At 43.0% G+C, this 19999-nt stretch carries 18 protein-coding genes; 6 read left to right on the top strand and 12 right to left on the bottom strand.

The genetic code is table 11. The features are described from left to right. Window positions 1–32: 32 nt before the first annotated feature. Window positions 33–428 (bottom strand): VOC family protein, encoded by a 396-nt coding sequence (locus AC0YNT_RS06370; protein ID WP_475803805.1) that lies wholly within the window; start codon window positions 426–428, stop codon window positions 33–35. A gap of 137 nt (window positions 429–565) precedes the next feature. Next, the gene (locus tag AC0YNT_RS06365; RefSeq protein ID WP_475803804.1) at window positions 566–2119 is read right to left on the bottom strand and encodes an AbfB domain-containing protein; all 1554 of its coding nucleotides are present in this window, start codon (window positions 2117–2119) and stop codon (window positions 566–568) included. 406 nt (window positions 2120–2525) lie between these two features. Between AC0YNT_RS06365 and AC0YNT_RS06360 the strand changes: the two genes are divergently transcribed. Further along, on the top strand, window positions 2526–3281 hold the full coding sequence (locus tag AC0YNT_RS06360) for a carbon-nitrogen hydrolase family protein (protein ID WP_475803803.1): 756 nt from the start codon (window positions 2526–2528) through the stop codon (window positions 3279–3281). A gap of 79 nt (window positions 3282–3360) precedes the next feature. Here the strand turns inward: AC0YNT_RS06360 and AC0YNT_RS06355 are convergent, their stop codons facing one another. Then, window positions 3361–3987: a nitroreductase family protein gene (locus AC0YNT_RS06355; RefSeq protein WP_475803802.1), complete on the bottom strand. Its 627-nt coding sequence runs from the start codon at window positions 3985–3987 to the stop codon at window positions 3361–3363. Between the two features lie 211 nt (window positions 3988–4198). Between AC0YNT_RS06355 and AC0YNT_RS06350 the strand changes: the two genes are divergently transcribed. From AC0YNT_RS06350 to AC0YNT_RS06340, 3 genes are read left to right on the top strand one after another with little or no spacing between them, the layout of a single operon-like run. Further along, a complete protein-coding gene (locus AC0YNT_RS06350) occupies window positions 4199–4768 on the top strand; it encodes a MerR family DNA-binding transcriptional regulator (protein ID WP_475803801.1) in 570 nt (189 codons plus the stop codon). Beyond that, window positions 4765–5127, top strand: a complete 363-nt coding sequence (locus AC0YNT_RS06345; RefSeq protein WP_475803800.1) for a DMT family transporter — start codon at window positions 4765–4767, stop codon at window positions 5125–5127. The genes AC0YNT_RS06350 and AC0YNT_RS06345 overlap by 4 nt, the downstream gene beginning before the upstream one ends. Further along, window positions 5124–5441, top strand: a complete 318-nt coding sequence (locus tag AC0YNT_RS06340; protein WP_475803799.1) for a DMT family transporter — start codon at window positions 5124–5126, stop codon at window positions 5439–5441. Before AC0YNT_RS06345 ends, AC0YNT_RS06340 begins: the two co-directional genes overlap by 4 nt. 67 nt (window positions 5442–5508) lie before the next feature. Here the strand turns inward: AC0YNT_RS06340 and AC0YNT_RS06335 are convergent, their stop codons facing one another. The 4 genes from AC0YNT_RS06335 to AC0YNT_RS06320 all read right to left on the bottom strand — a co-directional run bounded on the left by AC0YNT_RS06335 (window position 5509) and on the right by AC0YNT_RS06320 (window position 9189). After that, a complete protein-coding gene (locus AC0YNT_RS06335) occupies window positions 5509–6513 on the bottom strand; it encodes a phosphotransferase enzyme family protein (RefSeq protein ID WP_475803798.1) in 1005 nt (334 codons plus the stop codon). Window positions 6514–6528: 15 nt separating this feature from the next. After that, window positions 6529–7917 carry a UDP-N-acetylmuramoyl-tripeptide--D-alanyl-D-alanine ligase gene (locus AC0YNT_RS06330; protein ID WP_475803797.1) on the bottom strand — a complete coding sequence of 463 codons (1389 nt, stop codon included), beginning with the start codon at window positions 7915–7917 and terminating at the stop codon, window positions 6529–6531. 131 nt (window positions 7918–8048) lie between these two features. After that, window positions 8049–8927, bottom strand: a complete 879-nt coding sequence (locus tag AC0YNT_RS06325) for an AraC family transcriptional regulator (RefSeq protein ID WP_475803796.1) — start codon at window positions 8925–8927, stop codon at window positions 8049–8051. A 130-nt stretch (window positions 8928–9057) separates the two neighbouring features. Beyond that, window positions 9058–9189, bottom strand: a complete 132-nt coding sequence (locus AC0YNT_RS06320; RefSeq protein ID WP_475803795.1) for a hypothetical protein — start codon at window positions 9187–9189, stop codon at window positions 9058–9060. Window positions 9190–9487: 298 nt separating this feature from the next. Between AC0YNT_RS06320 and AC0YNT_RS06315 the strand changes: the two genes are divergently transcribed. Both AC0YNT_RS06315 and AC0YNT_RS06310 read left to right on the top strand, forming a co-directional pair. After that, window positions 9488–12961, top strand: a complete 3474-nt coding sequence (locus AC0YNT_RS06315; RefSeq protein ID WP_475803794.1) for a glycoside hydrolase family 2 TIM barrel-domain containing protein — start codon at window positions 9488–9490, stop codon at window positions 12959–12961. Between the two features lie 264 nt (window positions 12962–13225). Beyond that, on the top strand, window positions 13226–13828 hold the full coding sequence (locus AC0YNT_RS06310; RefSeq protein ID WP_475803793.1) for a hypothetical protein: 603 nt from the start codon (window positions 13226–13228) through the stop codon (window positions 13826–13828). Window positions 13829–13871: 43 nt separating this feature from the next. Here the strand turns inward: AC0YNT_RS06310 and AC0YNT_RS06305 are convergent, their stop codons facing one another. The 5 genes from AC0YNT_RS06305 to AC0YNT_RS06285 all read right to left on the bottom strand — a co-directional run bounded on the left by AC0YNT_RS06305 (window position 13872) and on the right by AC0YNT_RS06285 (window position 19979). After that, on the bottom strand, window positions 13872–14534 hold the full coding sequence (locus tag AC0YNT_RS06305) for an HAD family hydrolase (RefSeq protein ID WP_475803792.1): 663 nt from the start codon (window positions 14532–14534) through the stop codon (window positions 13872–13874). After that, window positions 14527–15297, bottom strand: coding sequence for an aminoglycoside adenylyltransferase domain-containing protein (locus AC0YNT_RS06300; RefSeq protein ID WP_475803791.1), 771 nt, complete (start codon window positions 15295–15297; stop codon window positions 14527–14529). The genes AC0YNT_RS06305 and AC0YNT_RS06300 overlap by 8 nt, the downstream gene beginning before the upstream one ends. Window positions 15298–15397: 100 nt before the next feature. Next, complete coding sequence (locus tag AC0YNT_RS06295; protein WP_475803790.1) at window positions 15398–16000, bottom strand: hypothetical protein; 603 nt, start codon at window positions 15998–16000, stop codon at window positions 15398–15400. A 121-nt stretch (window positions 16001–16121) separates the two neighbouring features. Then, a complete protein-coding gene (locus tag AC0YNT_RS06290; protein WP_475803789.1) occupies window positions 16122–18710 on the bottom strand; it encodes a metallophosphoesterase in 2589 nt (862 codons plus the stop codon). A 3-nt stretch (window positions 18711–18713) separates the two neighbouring features. Next, window positions 18714–19979 (bottom strand): class I SAM-dependent methyltransferase, encoded by a 1266-nt coding sequence (locus tag AC0YNT_RS06285; RefSeq protein WP_475803788.1) that lies wholly within the window; start codon window positions 19977–19979, stop codon window positions 18714–18716. Window positions 19980–19999 lie beyond the last annotated feature (20 nt).

Genomic DNA, 19999 nt, shown 5'->3' with positions numbered 1-19999 from the left:
ATTTTTACAAGCATTAAAAATACTGAGCACTATTAAGTCAACTGTTGCGCTATCTCCCAAATATGTCCGCCTGGATCCGTGAAGCTTGCAGTGCGTACACCCCACGGCCGGTCCATAGGACCGTTGAGAAGGGGAACACTACGTGCATTGAGTTCAGCACAGACAGCATCCACATCATCAACCCGAATTGTGAATTGGAACCGCGATCCATTCTCTCTGCTTGCGACTACCTCAGGAGCAATAAGCTCGTGGGCGGCGGAATTCTGAAGCAAATTAATGCTCATGTTGGCGAAGTCAAACACGGCGGAGTTGTCGTCTTCATAAACGACTGGAATGCTGAATACCTGTTCATAAAACGACTTTGCAGCTTGCAGATCTTCAACGAATAAAGTAATGACATTAATGCTCAGTGAGCCTAAAGCAATCATTTCCACACCTCTTCCAAGTGATTTGGTATCAGGTAAACCTTCTTATAGATCCCTATCATTTTACCATATTTAGATAGATTCACTACTCAATTCCCTTCACACTAAAAAAGCTGCCAGTCGCCTGGCAGCCCTCTATCTTAATGAATAATAAACGTAGCATCCTGTTTATCTGTCGTCGAACTTGACGCACTAAGCGGATCAATCCGCATGCTGGTATAGCTCAATTGTCTGATGTAGTAAGTCGGGAAGTTATACGACCTGAACGATACTTGTGCCGAATTCGCAAGACCCGCTGTCTGATAAAACGTAGCATCTTGATTAAATGTTGTTGTTCCGTCGTTACGGCTCACTTGAAGCACATAGTTATAATGTCTCAAGTAATAGCCAGGGAAGTTGACAGATTCGAAGGATACACCTCCGGAGTCTGCCAGGCCAGGCACCATTCGGAATTTGGAATCATTGATCGGTGAAGGGTTCGTATCAATTCGAGCCAAGAAATTATAATGGCGCATATAGTATCCTGCATACCGGCTGGATTCCAGCTGGTGAATTTGCGCGGCGTCACCTAACTCTTTGCTGCCGTATCTAACCGAGTTATGTCCACTGCCTAGTGGTCCACCTGTCAAAATAAGCACGTTGTGGTTATCAGCCATCGGCAATAAGGCACGGCTGTAACCTTGTGGCACAACTGTACTTACTCTCGTCCACGTATCTGAAGCACCGTTCTCCGAGTTCAAATAGAGATCTGTGCTGGAGTTGGATGATACAGCGATTGTTCCGTTTGGTCCAGTGCCAGAGAGCCAGACAACGTAAGGAGAGCTTGAAGGAATAACACCGTCTCTTGTTTTAAGTACAGTACCTGGATCTGTAGCAGCTCCGAAGTTTTCCGGATTGGACGAGATTTTGTAATAAACCGCAAAGTTGCCGTTTGGTGATCCGCCGTATTCATAGGTCAAGATGTAATTGCCATTACCAAGCTTTGCAACGGTAGACATACCTGGACGTTTCGTCGAATCTGCCAGTGCAATGTCTTCAACTGCGGAGCTCCAAGTTGTACCGTTAGTCGAAGTGACGTGAACAAGTTTTTGGTTATGTGCAGCATCGCGCTCATCCGAGTAGTACATAATGAGCTTGTTGTTGGCTACAAACAGGAACGGCTCCCATACTGGATCGTAAGAACCATTTGGATCTGCTTTCCCGCCAGTTGCAATTGAACTTACAAATGTCCAGGTCAAGCCTTTGTCCGTACTTTTGTATAGATCAAGCTTCGTTTGCGATAGATCGGAAGGGATGGAGTTACCCGCACACAGTAACGTGCCTGCTGGCATACTGCCAATGGCTTGCGGAAGCTCATACAAGAATGGCTGATAACGCATACCCCAACCATTTACCGTATCCGAAACCTGGGAAATCTGAGTCCAGCTTACACCGCCGTCCGTACTGCGGTAGATCGGAAATGTTGGTGTTCCATTTACATAATGCTCAAAGGTAGCAAGCATGTTACCGTTGGAAGTTCCATTGTATTGCAGTCGGATCGCTCTAGGATACAAGGTTCCTGGCCCAGGATCTGTTGAAGGTGATGTATACATCGTTGAAGGACCAAATGCACTAGCTTCCCCCATTAGCATCAAGCAGGCTAATAAGGCTAAGCCTATTGTTTTAATCCACACCCTTTTTACGTTCATTCCCATTATCTTTGCCTCTTTTCGGTATAAGATCGGAAGCGGGAAATAAGCAGTCGAAATCCAGCCTCCGCCCTGCATTCATTCTAGCTTTGTCATACTCTACTGCATATGGATCGTGTGCGAATCCACCTCCTTCCAAGGTGTGATTTGCATAGCATTTGAGGGGTCTGGTTGGATGATCGGAATGAATGGAGCCTAGCATGATGTGGGATACAGACAGGCGCTGCATAGAGGATGTAAGTTGGGGCAAACGCCTTATGGAAGCTGCAGATTTCACATAGTTATGAAAGCGCTTTATATTTGGATTATAATATACGTTAAACATTATTTATATATCTAATTGATTATAAAAACAATAAATTTACATGCTATACTTACACATGACAAGTTCGCTGAGGAGAGGTAGACAATCATGAGAATTGGATTAGCACAAACGCAATTCCCCCACTCTGCTGAAGATGGATTAACTCGAGTTAAACAGCAAATTGAACAAGCTTCCCAGCAAAAATGTGATCTGATCTGTTTCCCTGAATCTATTATTCCAGGCTTAAGAGGCGTCGGGTACGAGGTTGATGCTTATGATCATGAGTTCCAACAATCCGCTATCGCTGAAGTCCGTGAACATGCACGGCAAGCTGGGATCGCAGTCATTTTACCGATGGAATGGCAGGATGAACTTGGCCTGCACCTTGTCGCCTTCGTCATCGATGAGCAAGGTGAGCTGTTAGGCTACCAGACAAAGAACCAAATAGATCCGGGCGAGGACTTCTTCGGGTATGTCGCGGGTAAGTGCCGCCATCTGTTCGAAATCAAACAGATCAAATTCGGAATTGTCATTTGCCATGAAGGCTGGAGATATCCGGAGACCGTAAGATGGGCGGCCATTAGAGGAGCAAGCATTGTTTTCCACCCGCAATTTACTGGGGATGTTGATAATCCTGAGTTTTACAACCAAGCCATGATAGGCAGAAGCACGGAAAATAACATTTATTTTGCCAGTGTGAACTACTCCTTGAACAATCAAAAAAGCTCATCAGCTCTCATCTCACCTTCAGGTGAACGCTTGTGCGCAGCTCCGCTTGGAGCAGAAGCGCTGTTAGTCTACGATATTGATCCAACTCAAGCTACCCGTTTACTTGCAAGCAGGTTTCGTGCCGATCTCTTATAAATCAAACAAAAAAGGATGGAGCCCATTAGGACTGCATCCTTTTCTGTTTACTCACCCTTTCTACCTCACACTTATGTAATCAAAAACGTTCAAAGCTAACAAACTCACCAACCGGTTTGCGATAACCCCGTATTCTGCGGCTTGATGTATCTTCTTTCCCAATTGCAATAAGCAGTGCAGGAACATAGCGATCCGGGACGTTTAATAGTGTTTTGATTGCTTCAGAGTCAAAGCCTATCATTGGGCTGCTGTCCCATCCTTTTTCTTTGGCTGCGAGCATAAATAACATAGCGGAAAGATTAGCATTACGAATCGCCTCATCTTGTTTGAAGGCTTCCCCACGTTCTTCATAAAATTGCTGAACCGAAGAAACAGTAAAATCAAATTCCTGTTTATTTATGACTCCTAAGTTCAGTAATCCCTCGTTGATTTCCGCAGCATTTAGGTGTGCATCCATATGACCAAGAACAAGAATGACTGCAGAAGCGGTCTGAATTTTATATTGCTTATTTGCGGCTTCATAAACCTGTTGCTTAAGCTCTTCATCCCTTACAACAATATAATGAGCATGCTGCAAATTAAAAGATGACGGTGCGTATTTGACTAGTTCAAAGATTTCATTCAGTTCTTTATCCTCAATAGCGATACCTTTATTAAATTTGTTTGCAGATCTTCTCTCCGTAACTACGGACACGAAATCTTTCATGTGGCCCGCCTCCTCTTCATCCAGGTATTTATCTTTAATTTAATTATCTTAATTTTAAGATGTTTTTATTATAAAAGCCAATATGACAAAATGCAACAACTATTTTCATCAAAAACGATAGTTGAAACCACTACCCTCACCCTTGACTATTACGTATACGTCATGCTTTATAATACAAATAACTTAATTCAAGGGAAGGAGCATCCCTCTTATGTACAGAATTGGCGAGCTTGCGAAACAGGCAGGAATTTCGGTAAGAACCTTGCAATATTACGATAAGCTGGGTCTGTTATGTCTAGCTCTGCTGGATCGGATGCTGCATGTTTCCCTTCATACCATAGAGTTGAGAAGGAAGATCGACGCTTCTGAGCTGCTGCAATTTATTCATTCTCTGCAAGCAGATAGACCGTCCGCAGATCAGCAGCCCCAATACACTCAGCGTCAGTCAGTTTTTAGAGATGATGAGCTGCAGACCCTTTCTTCGCTCCCACGCATCGATTCGGATGATCCTCGTAATGCAGAGTGGGTTAAGCTGCTGCTGGATATCCATAACCATCTTGATGAGCCGTCTCACTCCGAGATTTCGCAGCAATTGGCTGAAAGATTGATCCGTATCATGCAAAGCTGGTTCGGGGATAACGACTCTCTCGTTGATAAGTATTGGAATTACATTCGTCATGAAGATGGCGAAACGGAGAAGGTTCTTGGCCTTGATCAAGCAACCATGGCTTACATTGATCGTATTGTTGATTATTATTTGGAAGGATGTGACCCGGAATGACTGAGGAGCCTTTAAAAAAAGAAAAAGTACTCTCTCAAAATCGAGCTTGGTTATATATCGCCATTGGCGGTGCTTTGGAGATCGTCTGGGCATCCGGCTTCAAGTATGAAGCGGTCCCCTCCTTAATCGTCCTTGTCTCCTTGCTCGTCAGCTTTGATCTCATCATTCGCGCAGCAAAAGTCATCCCGATCGGCACGGCCTATGCGGTGTTCGCAGGCATCGGGACCATCGGGACAGTGACCGTTGAAGCTATCTTTGAGAATGGCGACATCTCACTGCTCAAAATCGGTATTATTTTGCTTCTGCTGGTGTTCATTATTGGATTGAAGCTAACATCAGATGGGGGACGAAAACAATGAGTTGGACTATTTTGATCATAGCGGGATTACTGGAGGTCGTTGGGGTTATCGGAATCAAACAGGTCGCAAAGAAGAACAACTGGCCAAACAACCTCTTGATGATCGCTGCATTCATTATCAGCTTCCAGCTGCTGCTTCAAGCTTTAGAGACAATCCCCCTCTCCACCGGATATGCGGTATGGACAGGAATCGGTACAGTTGGAGGAGCAATTGTTGGCATGCTTTTCTACAAGGAACCACGTAATCCGAAGAGAATCTTGTTCATAGCAGGAATTATAGGCTGCATCATTAGTTTGAAGCTTATTGACTCGTAATCAACCGACATTGTCTGAACCATGAAAAAGGAAGCCCTACTTGTAGATGGCTTCCTGTCATTCATAATTATTCATTCAGCACCTGAAACAAGAAAGGTTCACCGTTCAGATAGGCATTCAATATTGCTCTAGCGTATGGCTGTTCCTCGATTAAGCCTTCCGTCTCAAGCTCGTTCTCCGCATGGAAACTGTAGGCTTCGATGATCGACATAATGAAGAAGCACTCAAGCATCGAAATAGCCTTGCTGCTTAGCAGTCGAGCCTTCTCATAGCCTTCTATAAAAAGCTTTCTTTGATGAGGTCGAAGCCCCATAACTGATTGAGCGATGTCATAAGTATGATAGCCAAAGCCGCATCTTCCGAAATCTATTGCGTACGGTTTGCCATTATGAAACACAACATTTCCGCTGTGCAAATCCGCATGAATCATACCATAATCTTGTTCCTCTGCTACAAAGGTATCAAGCATATCCGCGACTTTTGCCGCAGCAATCGTGTACAGTTGAAAAGCATCATCTGTAATAAAGGAATGATGATGCCGCTGCAAATGCTCCCAATCCCGTTTAAAGCTGTCGCTGCCCCAGTGAGGACGAGTAAATTCTCTACTAGCGTCAAAATCAGAACTCCCTGTGTGAAGGTCTGCCATCAGCATCCCCATCTGTTGAATATGCTCATCGGTAAGTGACCATTTATCTAGGCGCTCACCATTAACCCAGCGCAGCAAGGTTCCATAGTAAGTTTGGCCATCTTCAACTGGAATGGTTGTGATGAGTGAGCCCTCCCGATTCATGACCCCATTTGGTACTATAATCTCCTTACGCCTCAAGTGATTTAACCATTCCAATTCGGACAGCGTTGCTTCAGCTGATTTGTTCCCTGCATGTATCCGAAGTAAGTACTTATCACACTTCCCGCAATCAACTCGGAAAGTGACATGCTCAGACACTTGGATGAAATGAATAGAGTCCCATTCCAGCTCATATCCCTGCAGGGCGGTAAGCGCCGCTCGTTTCGTTTGCCTGAGCGTATTACGCCTGTTGTGTTCTGTATCCAATAAAAAACCGCTGTTCATGCTGCCTCCTAATAATTACTGATTTAATGCTTCACAAATCTCCTCAAGCTTCAGGCTCCGTGAGCCTTTCACTAAAATGACATCCTTATTTCTCAATATGCGGTTACATGCTGACACTAGCTCTTCCTTGTTAGTAAAATGTTTTATTTCTCCTTCAAAATCCTTATTACGTAAGGTATCAACAATCGCTCTGCTTAAATTTCCAATGGTAAAAACGGAATGAATGTGGGACGGGTCAATACTGTTAGCTATTTCCTCATGAAATTGTTGCTCTTGTTCTCCTAATTCCATCATATCGCCAAGAACCAAAACCTTATGATGATAGCCCTCAAGATTCGCTACGGTTTCAATAGCTGCCTTCATCGACACAGGGCTTGCATTCCACGAATCGTTAATTATTAAAAACCCACTTGGAGAGCTGATCCTCTCCATCCTCATTCCAGTTATCTCTAAGTGCGCAAGCCCAGATTGAATATCCTGTTCTTTTATTTGCATACGTTCTGCCAACGCGATGGAAGCAAGCGCATTAACTATATTATGACGTCCAAGCAAAGGGACAAAAAACTCATTCTTATATCCGTTCATAGTAAAAGTAAGACCGTTTGAATTTTGGCTAATGGTCAATGGAAAGTAATCATTATGATGAGATTCTCCAAAACGGATAACCGAAATAGACTCAGCAAGCTGCAATTTCGGCAGTGCTTCGGTGAGCAGAGGCTCATCTCCATTTATAAGAATGGCTCCATTAGGATTCAGGCCTTCGAGTATTTCCAGCTTAGCTGATGCAATTCCCTCTCTCGAGCCAAGACTCGACAAGTGTGATACACCAATCATCGTGATAACACCATAATCTGGCTTTGAAATTTCGGATAGATTTTTTATCTCGCCAGCATTGCTCATTCCCATCTCGAGAACTACGACCTCGGTATCCTCTTCAACTGCTAATAAAGTGAGCGGAAGACCATACATGCCATTAAAGTTACCGTGTGTCTTATGAACTTTATATTTGGTACTTAATATCGATGTTGTCATATCTTTGACAGTCGTTTTACCATTGCTCCCGGTAATGCCAATCACTTTACAGCTAAGCTGTTCGCGATAGGCTTGAGCAAGATTTTGCAAAGCTTTCAAGGTATTATTCACGATAATTAACGGTACACCCTCCGGCATGGGATCATGATCTTCCTGCCATAACGCAGCGACTACTCCGTTCTCGAATGCCTTCAGAACATAGTTATGTCCATCATCGATTCTTACGATTGGGACAAATAAATTGCCTTCCTTTACGGTTCTGGAATCAATGGAGACGCCTTGGATGCCTATAGGTTCAGGAGAACGAATAGAAGCAGTAACACCGTTTCTTTGGATCATGGTTCCGATCTCTTCCAATGAACGCTTGATCACATGATTCCCTCCCTAGATTCAATAAGGCTATTATGGCATATCTTCTTGTTAAAATTAACCAAATAATTTTCAACCTATCTATTTACGAAAAGAAGAGAGCACCCTCTACAGGTGCCCTCCATTATAAGCAGCTATGCTCTTTTCGCCACCGGAATCCAAATCTCGCTCCGATAGGTCGGCGATGTAATATCCTTATGCTCGTTCCACAAGATTTCTGGACCCTCGGCCACTTCATAATTCGAGGACGGGAACCACTCCGAATAGATTCGGCCCCAAATATTCTGAAGCGTTGCTGGGAATGGACCAACGGCTTCGAATACAGCCCAGGTGCTTGGAGCAACCTTCAGCTCACTAAATTCATCCGGACAAGCTTCAGTAGTTGCAACCCCGATATAGTGATCCAGCTCCCCTTTTTCCTCCATACGCCCTTCTGAGAAATGAACGGAGGCACTTAACAGACCCTTCGGAGTAATATTGGACAAAGACTTCATCTTATTAATCCGTTCCTCATTCAAGCTTTGCCACATTGCAGCAATCTCTGGATTCACTCCCTCAAATACGATCGGAACCCTCTTCATAATGCCAACGATACTAAATGCTTCCTTCTCTTCAATCCGGTAATTCATTTCGTCTCCCCCTGTCACAGATAATTGAAAGGACATACGTGGAAAAGCTTTGAGAGACTGGCCGCTATGTCTCGCCTCAGACGGTGTGATCCCATGTACGCCTTGGAATGCCTTCGTGAATGAATCTGGTGAAGAATAACCATACTTGACAGCAATATCAATAACTCGAGTAGATGACGAATCCATAAGATCAAAGGCTGCGAGTGTCAAGCGCCGGCGGCGGATATACTCGGATAACGTTACTCCGGCAAGGAATGAGAACATTCTTGTAAAATGGTATTCAGAGCAGCACGCCCGCTTCGCTACTTCTTTGAAATCAATCTCCTCTGTCAGATTGTCTTCAATATATTTCAAGGCTTTATTCATATTGTCCAGCGTATTCATTGCCTTCCTCCTTTCCTCATCAATAGAATAGCAAAAGCTGTTCCTGTCTATCCGACAATTCATGCACAAGGATAACGGCTTACTACTATGTAAAAAAAGACAAGCTGACTCAGCTTGCCCCGCGACTTTATTATGCCATTGTTACTTCTTCAATCATACAGATGGGTACATGAATGAGCATGCTGTCATCATATCGAAGCTGCACAAACTTATCTTCCACCTTCTCGATCTTTCCGTTCCACTTCTTGCCTTCTTCTGTCAAGATTGCTACGAACTGCTGTGATAACTTAGCACACAATAAGATGGATCGAATTGTCGAGATCTTCCTCAGCTCCCCTGCTCTTCCTCGAATTCATCCGATAGTTTTACAAAAATGGGACTTATGCCTTAATTCTATAGGATTTAATCTCATTATTCAATTCAATACTTCCTACGGTCTTTACTTTAATAATTAAATGATATACTCGAATAATATTACTTCTTTTGTATTTTCATTGCACTTCAAGGCACTTCAATGCCACTATCGAAGTAGAATTGATAGATTGAAAGGAGTTCATCCCATGAGCCAAAAACAAAAGCTGAATAATGATTGGTATTTCTCCAAGCATCCGCTAGGAACCGAGATAGATACGATTAAAGCTGGTGAGATTCCTTGGTCCCCCATCACCATCCCACATGATTGGCTGATCTATGATTCGAACAATCTGTATGAGAACAGTGTTGGCTGGTATCGCAAAACCATAACTCTTACTGAGATCAACCCTCACCTCTGTTATTCGCTGCGATTTGAAGGCGTTTACATGAACTCGACCCTTTACGTCAACGGACGCGAAGCCGGTACCTGGAAAAATGGTTACTCAACATTTGAACTCGATATTACTTCTTATTTAATAAATGGTGACAATGAAATCTACGTCCAGGTTATTCATGAGTCTCCGAACTCCCGCTGGTATTCTGGTGCAGGGATCTACCGTCCCGTATGGCTGATCACCTCTCCTGATACACATCTTGCTTCTGATGGAATCTATATTTCCGCTGCCAATAAAGGTGAGGCGTGGGCCGTTGAGGTGGATACCGAGGTCGTTTTTGCGAAACAGTCTAGTGCAGCAGAATTTAAGCTCCGCCACAGTATTTTCGATACATCCTCATCTATTATTGGCCAAGCTGAAGTTTCCGTCCAATCAGAAGCTGATCAGACGGTAACCTTTAGCAGCATCCTGACGGTTCAGGATCCACTCCTATGGGATATCGAACAGCCGAATTGTTATAAGCTTCAGACGGAACTTATTGCCGATGATGTCGTTATCGATGTCGAACAACAAACCTTCGGCTTCCGCACATTTGAATTTAATACGGAAACAGGATTTTTCCTCAATGGCCGTCACGTCAAGCTCCAAGGTGTCTGCCAACATCATGATTTAGGTTGCCTAGGCGCAGCCGTGAATAAAACGGCATTAAGAAGACAAATTGCCCTTCTTCAAGAAATGGGCGTAAACGCCATTCGAACTGCTCATAACATGCCTGCTGTAGAGCTAATGGAATTAGCCGATGAGATGGGAGTCCTTATCGTATCCGAAGCGTACGATATGTGGGAACGGGCGAAAACACCGTATGACTTTGCGAGATTTTATGCCGACTGGTGGGAAAAGGATATTGCCAGCTGGGTTCGCAGAGACCGTAATCATCCCAGCATGCTGATGTGGAGTATCGGCAATGAAATCTACGATACCCATGCTGATGAACGTGGACAAGCTCTTACAATTGAGCTTCGGGACAAGGTCCACTATCATGATCCAAAGGGCAATGCTGTTGTCACCATCGGCTCTAACTATATGCCATGGGAGAACGCCCAGAAGTGCGCGGATTTGGTCAAGTTCGCCGGTTATAACTACGGAGACAAATATTATCAGCAGCATCATGAAGAACATCCGGACTGGTTCATTTATGGAAGTGAGACCTGCTCGACGGTACAAAGCCGCGGTATTTACCACTTCCCTCTTGCCCAATCCGTCTTGGCGGATGATGATGAGCAATGCTCGTCGCTTGGCAACAGCTCCACCAGCTGGGGGGCAAGAAGTACGGAAGCCTGCATCATTGCAGACCGTGATGCAACCTTCTCGATGGGACAATTCCTGTGGACCGGCTTTGATTATATTGGTGAGCCAACCCCTTACCATACGAAGAACTCTTATTTCGGACAGCTGGATACCGCTGGGTTCAAGAAAGATTCGTTCTATATCTATCAAGCGGAATGGACCAATTATAAAGTGAAGCCAATGGTTCATATTTTCCCATATTGGGATTTCTCTGAAGGTCAATTAATTGATGTACGTGTATGCTCGAATGCACCAAAGATTGAGCTGTTCTTTAATAATTTGTCGATGGGTACCTATGAAATCGACCATGCTCATGGACAGAAACTGCTTGGTGAATGGCAAATCCCTTATACGAAGGGTGTCCTGCGTGCAGTTGCCTACGATGAGTCCGGCAACACGATTGCAACCGATGTGAAATCCTCTTTCGGAGATGCGGCCGCTATCCAGCTCACACCAGATAAAGATACAGTAACCGCCGATGGTTCCGATCTGATCTTCATCGAGATCTCTGCTCTCGACCACCAAGGTATGCCGGTAGATAATGCGAATAATCGGATACACGTATCGGTTGATGGACCTGGCCGACTTGTAGGGTTGGATAATGGAGACAGTACGGATTATGATTCGTACAAAGGAAATAACCGCCGGATGTTCAGCGGCAAGCTGCTCGCTGTTATCGCATCAACATTGGAGAGCGGAACAATTACAGTTCGTGCAGCCTCCAACGGCTTAACGACCAGCGCGATTACACTAACATCTGTTGCTCCTGTAACGGCTACTACCGATTCTGCAGCAGAATATTCGTTGTATGCTTATAACCCGGCTATGTCTTCTGCAGCTGGCGTTGAAGTTTTGGAGACAGATGAAATTCCAGTTCGTAAACTGGAGATCATCTGCCCGCAAGGTAATGAACTTACTGCTGATACCCGCTCCCTTCCGGTTCAAGTCGTTACTCACCCTAGCAATGCGACTTATAAAGAGATCGAATGGCGGGTTACGAATGTAGCCGGAGTAGATGCAAATATCGCAAGCCTGCAGGCAAACGGCCAAGAAGCTATCGTAACAGCCTTAAGCGATGGGGATTTCTATATCCGCTGTGCGACGAAGAATGGTGCTGACAAAACCCGGCTTTATTCCTTAATGGAATTCCGGATTAACGGCGTCGGACAAGCTTTTATTAATCCGTATGAGTTTGTATCCGCCGGTTATCATAGCGAGTCAAGCCGCAATCTAACAAATGGCAATGAACGTGGAGTTGCGACTAGCAGAGATGGCGAGAGCTGGATCTGCTTTGACAATATTGATTTCGGCAGCTATGGTACGGATGAATTGACATTACCGATCTTCTCTTTGGACAGCGCACAGTTCTTGATGGATATCTGGGAAGGTATTCCTGGCGAGCCAAACGCATCTTTGATCACCCAAGTATCCTATCATAAGGAGACCAAATGGAATGTCTATCAAGAAGAGACCTACCGTTTGCCACGGAAATTGAAGGGTATTACTTCCCTGAGTTTTGTGCTGAATCGCAAGATCCATCTGAAAGGTTTCCAATTCTACAAAGCTATTAAAGCCTTTGAACGCCTTGATGCACTGGATAATAATCAGATCTATGGGGATACCTACACACTGGCTGGCGATTCCATTCAAAATATCGGCAATAACGTTTCCTTGGTGTTTGAGGATATGGATTTTGGAGATGTGGGAGCGACTAAGCTCGTAATTAATGGACAGTCTCCAATCGACAACAATACGATTCATGTCCTGTTCAGCGGTCCCGATGGCGATTCGAAACAGCTCCTGGAATTCGCTTATTCCGAAGATTATTGCGAGCGCGAATATACACTGAAACGTATTACCGGTCCTCAGACCGTCACCTTTATCTTCCTTCCGGGAAGTCAATTCCATTTCAAGTCATTCCAATTTCTATCTGAGTAAGTGACTAACGTAAGAAAGGACTTCAGCATGAAGCTGAGGTCCTTTCTTTTCTCTTTTTATGCACCGCAACCAACCCAACAAAAATGCGTACAATTGTATAAATAAGGAAAAACATTCATGACCGTCTTATTCTAGCAATCTTCTACGAAACCTATATTCGAAGTAAATAATTATTAAAATAATTTAAGAGAAACCTTTTAGAAATTATATTTTGGTAAACTAAAGTTTACTATTCCTAACAGTCATCTAAGGAGGATTAACCTTTTGAGAGTGAAAGAGAATTTAATTGGAGCGGCTATCGCTTTCGTACTGATATGTGGTGCTGGGGCAATTGGCGCTAATTTCGTTCTGAAAGCGATGGGCGATGGAGATAAAGTCGAGGCTGCTGATCAATCAAATACCGCAGTTACGAACAAACCACTGCATGTTCCTCAGGTTGATTTTGAGGCAAACTCAACAGAAGGCCGTGCGATTACGACGATAAAAGAATTCCATGCAGCCTTTGACCTTAAGGTTACTGGAGGAGGTCTGGATAATTTCGCATCTGACAATGACGATGCATGGAATGAATTCTTAACCTCAGAAGCATTCAATACGAAGAAATATGAGGAAATCGGTAAGGCGCTATCGAGCGTTCAGGGCTTGCAATTAGATATGAATACTTTAGTCGATCTAGCCAATATTGCCCGTGAAAAGCATGACCCGGACGCCCTGCGCTTCATGCATCGTATCCTTCATGATCTGGACTTATACGCTTTCCCTAATAAAGAAACCGTCCAACGTGATTATTGGGGTGTAACCAATACGGTTCCTTCTGAAGATGGCACCAACCGTACTGAAATGGAGAAATTCCTAGCAGCGAAATAACAAAACAACGAAACCGGGGCACTCGTCTAGTATCCCGGTTTTATTATGCAAACTTTGCAATTATGCTTGGCAGTTCAAACAAATTATCACAGACCACATCCGCATATTCACTTTGAGCAGCCTCACTTTTCCATATCGTTCTCATTCCCAATTGTTTTGCCGGCATCATATCTGCCTTAACGTTATCTCCTACAAATACCGTTCGTTCTGCGGAGACTTCGAGATTAGTAAGAGCTAATTGAAAGATTGCAGGATCTGGTTTTCTTAATCCTACTGCACGAGAAATAATAATATCGTCGAAATAACCTTCAATTCCAAGTGACTTGATTTTGCTCAGCTGATAAAAGGCTCTCCCATTCGTAATCATGCCAATTTTGCAGTCTTCTTTTTTCAACGCATGCAGCATATCCACTAAACCAGGGTATCCAATAACAAATTCATGAAAGTTACGGTCCAAGTCTTCTAACAGAGAAGGAAATAAAGCGCTCTCGATATGGAAAAAGGCGATTAACTCCTCATACACTTCATCTTTTGGTCGAACAGCATGATTCAGCTCCACAAACTTCTCAATGAATAGCTCTCTACCGACGTTGCAGGACATTAATGAAAAAGCTTCATATTGATGATTTGCGAACTGAATTAAGGATTCGTGCTTATCGAGTAAAGTCTGATCTAGATCAAAGATAACCGCTTCAATCTTACTCACGTAAACACTCCTTCATTAGATAATCCATGTAAGCTAGTGCATCTTTCCTTCTTTGGAGTTTAGAGCGATACAACGACCTCTTCGAGCCACTGCGTAACTGTATCGATTCCTGAATGATGCGATGCCATCTAGCCGGGACATGCTGAAGGGCGTACTCACCAGCTCCGGTCTTAGAGATCATGTCCTGTTCCCGAATGGAATAATAGATACGTGAGACCCCTAAGACACCCCACTCGATCATCCAACCTTTATACAACATGCCAAAGTAATTTTTGGAAGGGAACTTCTCGACCTTTCTTTTCCAATTCATCCAATACTGTTCGATATTCCGTTTCAAGTTCTGAGTTAAAATGTCCCAATCGACAGTGTAATCGTACATACGCGGATCTTTGCCCAAGATTGGGATACCGTACTGCTTGAGCTGATATGCATCTATCGAGTTCTTGTAAAGTCTCTCCATACCCACTAGCTTCCCGCTATTAAAATAGTAATAAGGACAATCTTTATAAGCCAGGTTCTCTATATCCTCCCTCACGACATATCTGCCGTCCAGACTAATCGTTGGGAATTTCTCCTCCAGCTCACGATGGATCTGCTCCAGAGCTTGCACTTCGCGCTCGACTAACGGTCTACTGGTAACAACTACAACGTCAAGATCACTTAGCCCTTCTTGAAATGCTCCTAATGAAACCGAGCCAAATAGATGATAAGCTTCGACCACATTAGGGAGTTCCTGCTCCAATCGGATACAATGTTGATCCAAAACCTTTTGAGCCTTCTTAGAAACGGCCACCTGCTTCACCCTTATCATTGTGATATAGAGAGGATAACATATAGCCATCTATTATAAAATATTGGAAATTCTAAAAATCTCGAAGTTTGATAACCGTTAAAACCGGTTCAAAAGCCGTTACCGTGCCATTCATATTTTCACATGCCAAGGTGATCGCGGAATTAGGCAATAGGGATAACAGATGTGTTCTGCTGAGTCCTACTGTTATTGAATCGTTATTCTTACCGTTAGCAAGTCTGCCTCGTGTCTTCCCTTCCAGATCACCATCTACAGCAATAATAAAAGTAATCTCCGACACCGGCTGCAGCGTAACGTTGACCGAATAAGTAACAAGATAGAGTCCTGCATCTGGTACAACAATCGAACCGCTTTGAAGCTCTGCATTCTCCGATTCAAAGAAATCTGTAACTACGATTGGCTCACCTTTTACTATTTTAACTTCAGAGAGCATTCCTGCATCTCCAAAGCTGCTAACCGGCAGCCCTGCTGGCCCTGGAGGTCCTTGAATACCCTGCTGCCCCCTAGGTCCGGTTAACCCGGTAGGTCCTGTCGGACCAGTCGCTCCCGTCATCCCTGTCATTCCTGTTAACCCCGGCGGCCCTGGTGGCCCGGCAATTCCCTGCGGCCCTGCAGGTCCGGTCTGACCCGTCAGCCCCGTTATCCCATCACTCATACTCTAGCTCACCCTTTTTGTTCATGAATACTAGATTATATGAAAAAAAGAGAAAGCTTGTATGTACGTTAAGATATTAGCTAGTAAAAAAACGCACCGGTTAGGTGCGTTCAGATAATCATTAAAGCCTTGGATCTATTTCTTTCTCCTTAGCAACTTCGAATAGCAGACTTGCAGCAACTTCTTTGTACCTTTTATTGTCCGGCGAAATCTCCGTATTTGGAATTTCAAGCATGGTTTGGCCTAACCGGTACTCCGTCATTGAAGTACGCAACTTTTGACTAATATTCTTTTGTTTCATCAGCTTGTTATATTTGTGAGGGAATCGATAATCATAACCGTAAATAATGGATAGATATTCCGCGTTTCGAACTTTCATATAAGGAATAAGATGGTCATCCATACTTTCAGGTTTAATGACAACTCCCTCCATTTGTTTATCTACTGTTAACCTCGAGAAGAATTGCTCGCCCTTCTCCACATAATCTTCATCCGTTAAATCGATTAACAAGTGTTCATCATCAGATAAGAAAGTGTACATTTCAGAAGTTTTCCAATCCGGAATTTGTTCTTTACCGTTATGATAAACGATTTTTAACAAAGCAAATGGCTTGTAGACCAGATCTCCTGCTTCTGCATAAAGCTCCATCTGCATCTTATAGGTTTCATAAGCATCCTGATGAGCCTCGATAGGAATATGCGATTCTAAAACAGCATGAAGATATTTATAGTTCTGATAAACATGTGAGCCATATTTTTCACTTAATATGGTCTTAGAAATATGATATTGATCCTGTTCAAATCCGCTTGCATGATATTCATTCGCTAACTGGAGAAGAGCTTCATCAAATCCATTTTGTTTCAGAAAAGAGAGCTCCGTTTCCAAAGCTTTTTCAATTGGCTTAAATTGTCTTTGAATAAGTCCTTCCCCCATGGCCTGCCAAGGAAGCAGCTCCCCATCGAGCAAAAGCATTGAAATATCGTTCGCTATCATGTATCCGCCGAACTTGTGTAATAGACGACTATAAACTTCCGTTAAGTCAACTTTTTTAATCTTGTAGCCATTTCGACTAATCGCAAAACATTGTTCAATATCCTGATGAAGATAAATATTGCATCTAGAACCCATATATTTGGGCTGCAGAACGACTTGTTTCGCCCCACGTTCCTTAAAATATTGTAGTCCACGCTTCATTGACTCTAATTCATTTGCTGCTTCATCTTTATCCGCCGGTGCCATTGTCCCTGAAATGTAGCTGATCTTGTTATGTGAAGAGTAACGCAAACGTCGTATTTCAACTTCTCCCAAATCCTCAAGCTTCACTTTTCTTTGCGAGACAAATAATGGCTTTAGATCATCTGTCATAACCGCTTGCCTTGAGGGCTGGGATTTGAAAAATGGTTTGAATGTGAGGCTTACGGAAGTCAAAGCGTTACCGTGAACACTACCCGTATCCACATGAATTTTGTTTTTAATCCGAAAAGCATTTTTAGCAGCTACATGCCCAAACACATGATAAGGATGATTACTTACGGCTTCTTCTTTCAAGAAAGTAAGCTGAGGTTCAAGCTCTGTATCTCTATCTATACGAAAATTCCGCTGATGTCGAATCGAATGAGCATCCAGCTTGCCAATATATTTATTTTTGCATGGTGCATGTGTAACATAAAAGGATGCTACCGAATCATCAGGTGATGAACGATAGAATGGCTTGGAGATCGAAACCAGCTCGTTAAACTTATGCAGTAAATCAGAATCACTTGCGAGTGCTTGTGTAGAATCGAAATAGGTGTGCAGCAGCTCTTGATCTACACCCTGTACATCACCTTTCAAATATTTATAGACAAAGTTCTCATGATTCCCAAGCACGAAGAAGAAATGCTCTTTATTCTCATACAGAAATTGCACCGTTTCCCTCGTATGTTTCCCCTTATCGATCCAATCTCCTACAAGCACAATTTTCGTATCTTTTACCCGATCAGCGGCGATAAGCTTGCTGCCTTCTATCTTAAATCCATGACTGCGAAGCAAGTCTATGAACGTATCTATACATTCATGAATATCCCCTACAATGATGTACTTATTGTCCTTAGGCAATGTAGTGGACAAATACTCCTCCAAGTTCTCTACCTTAACCCGATAATCAGCATTTGCTTTCTGCTCCGCTACCGAATAGAAATCTTTCGCTCTGATCTTATGAACCTGCGAGTAGCCTTCTTTGGACAAGGAACGGAGAACATCTTTTTTCAACCGGTTTATGTGAGAAGTAATGAGTTTCTTAGAACGCTCAGATGCATAATAATCACTGCGATTTCTATAATCAAACAAAATGACTTCCAGATTATAATTATTTTCCTGGGCAATCTCTTTAACTTTAGTTCTGAACTCTTCGGCTAATCCCGTTGTATCCACAATAACAAAATCCGCATTCACAGGGAAAGAGGTGACTAATCTTAGTTTCGTAAATAGCAGCTGAAAAGCCTGATCACTCGCTTCCAGCATGACACGATCATATTTGTCATATTCAAAACCAAGCACTTCTTGCCTGATAGCATCTGATGATAAATATTGAATATTCGCTTTAGCTCCTCTTTCTTCATATTGGAATTGAAGACCAGGAATCAGCACTTCGTTAGTGAAAGTCGTCTTCCCGCATTCCGTAGATCCGATTAGCATAAAGATAGTATGAACTTTTGATGTGATTTGCACTTGCTAAGCCCCCCTTTTCTTCAACATAACTCCTTGTGTGGTTTGAATCTGATTCACCCCATCGCCGATTGCGACGAAATCCACATCCCATCTGACCTCTTGTAAAACGTCCGAAAACCATTGTCTGAATTCTTGTTGCCCCATCTCCCATTTGTGATCTTCATGTCTCATGCCTTCAAGCTCGTAGAATGGATTAAAATCAGCATTAGGTGTCGTTATAATAAAACGATCAAAATCAATATGTTCACAAATATATTGAATCAGCAGCTTAGCCTCATCTTGACTCATATGTTCAATGACTTCGGTCATAATTATATCGACTTGTTCTCCGCTGTATTCCTCCACGAAATGATGAATGGAGCGATACAAAATAATATTATCGATATCTTTGGCAGCTGCTTTCCGTTCAACGATTTCTAGTAATTCCTCATTTACATCGATAGCATAATAATTCCCTTCGATTTTCCCGGAGAATGGAATGGCATAATAGCCTTCCCCACAGCCAACATCCAAGATTGATTTATCAAATGGAAGAGAACTACCGATAAAGCTTCTTCTTTGAAGTGCTGTATTGCCAAAATCGAAGTCGATTTCATAACGATCCGTTTTCTCCAGATCAGATTTATATTTTTTGAAATTAGCTTTAGACGATAAGAAGTTCCTTACGAACAAGCTCCGTATGTAGAACGGAGCATCGATGACATGAATACTATGAATATATTTTTCCAGAATACTGTCATTCACATCAAAGTACTCTTTGCCCGACATAGCCAGGAATAGACATAAAACGCTGACAACATGAAGCAGGTGATAAATACTTTTGTTAGTTGTTATGGTCAAAGAATAGCTTTTGTGAGAAAGCTGCTTGCTCTCGAAGCTGAAATCCTTCATATGCTTCTCGAAGAAATCAATGTATCGGATCCACTCGACATGGATCATGTTTATGAAGAACGTATGCTTATAACCTTCTACATCTCGGTCATCCCAAACTTTAAATGGGGCAGAGAAATACTCATTAATTGCATTCAGAGGAAATAATGCCGTGTTGTATCGGGACACATTCAGATATTCGAATTGATCTTGTTCATTTTCTTTATAGGACACTTCATTATCTGCATCTTTGAAGTACACATTGTAGGTCAACTCATTTGAGTACCAGCCACAGGCAAGACCTTTACGAACCGATCTAATTTGCATATTGGAATTCGGATTTTTCTTTATAATAAAAGACACTTTCGGGTTAGTAGATGTTAATTGTATAACCGCCATATGGATCATCCCTTCATTAG

Source organism: Paenibacillus sp. J22R56 (assembly GCF_056269375.1).
The sequence above is the reverse complement of the archived record's forward strand: the minus strand, read 5'-3'. Positions and strand labels throughout refer to the sequence as shown.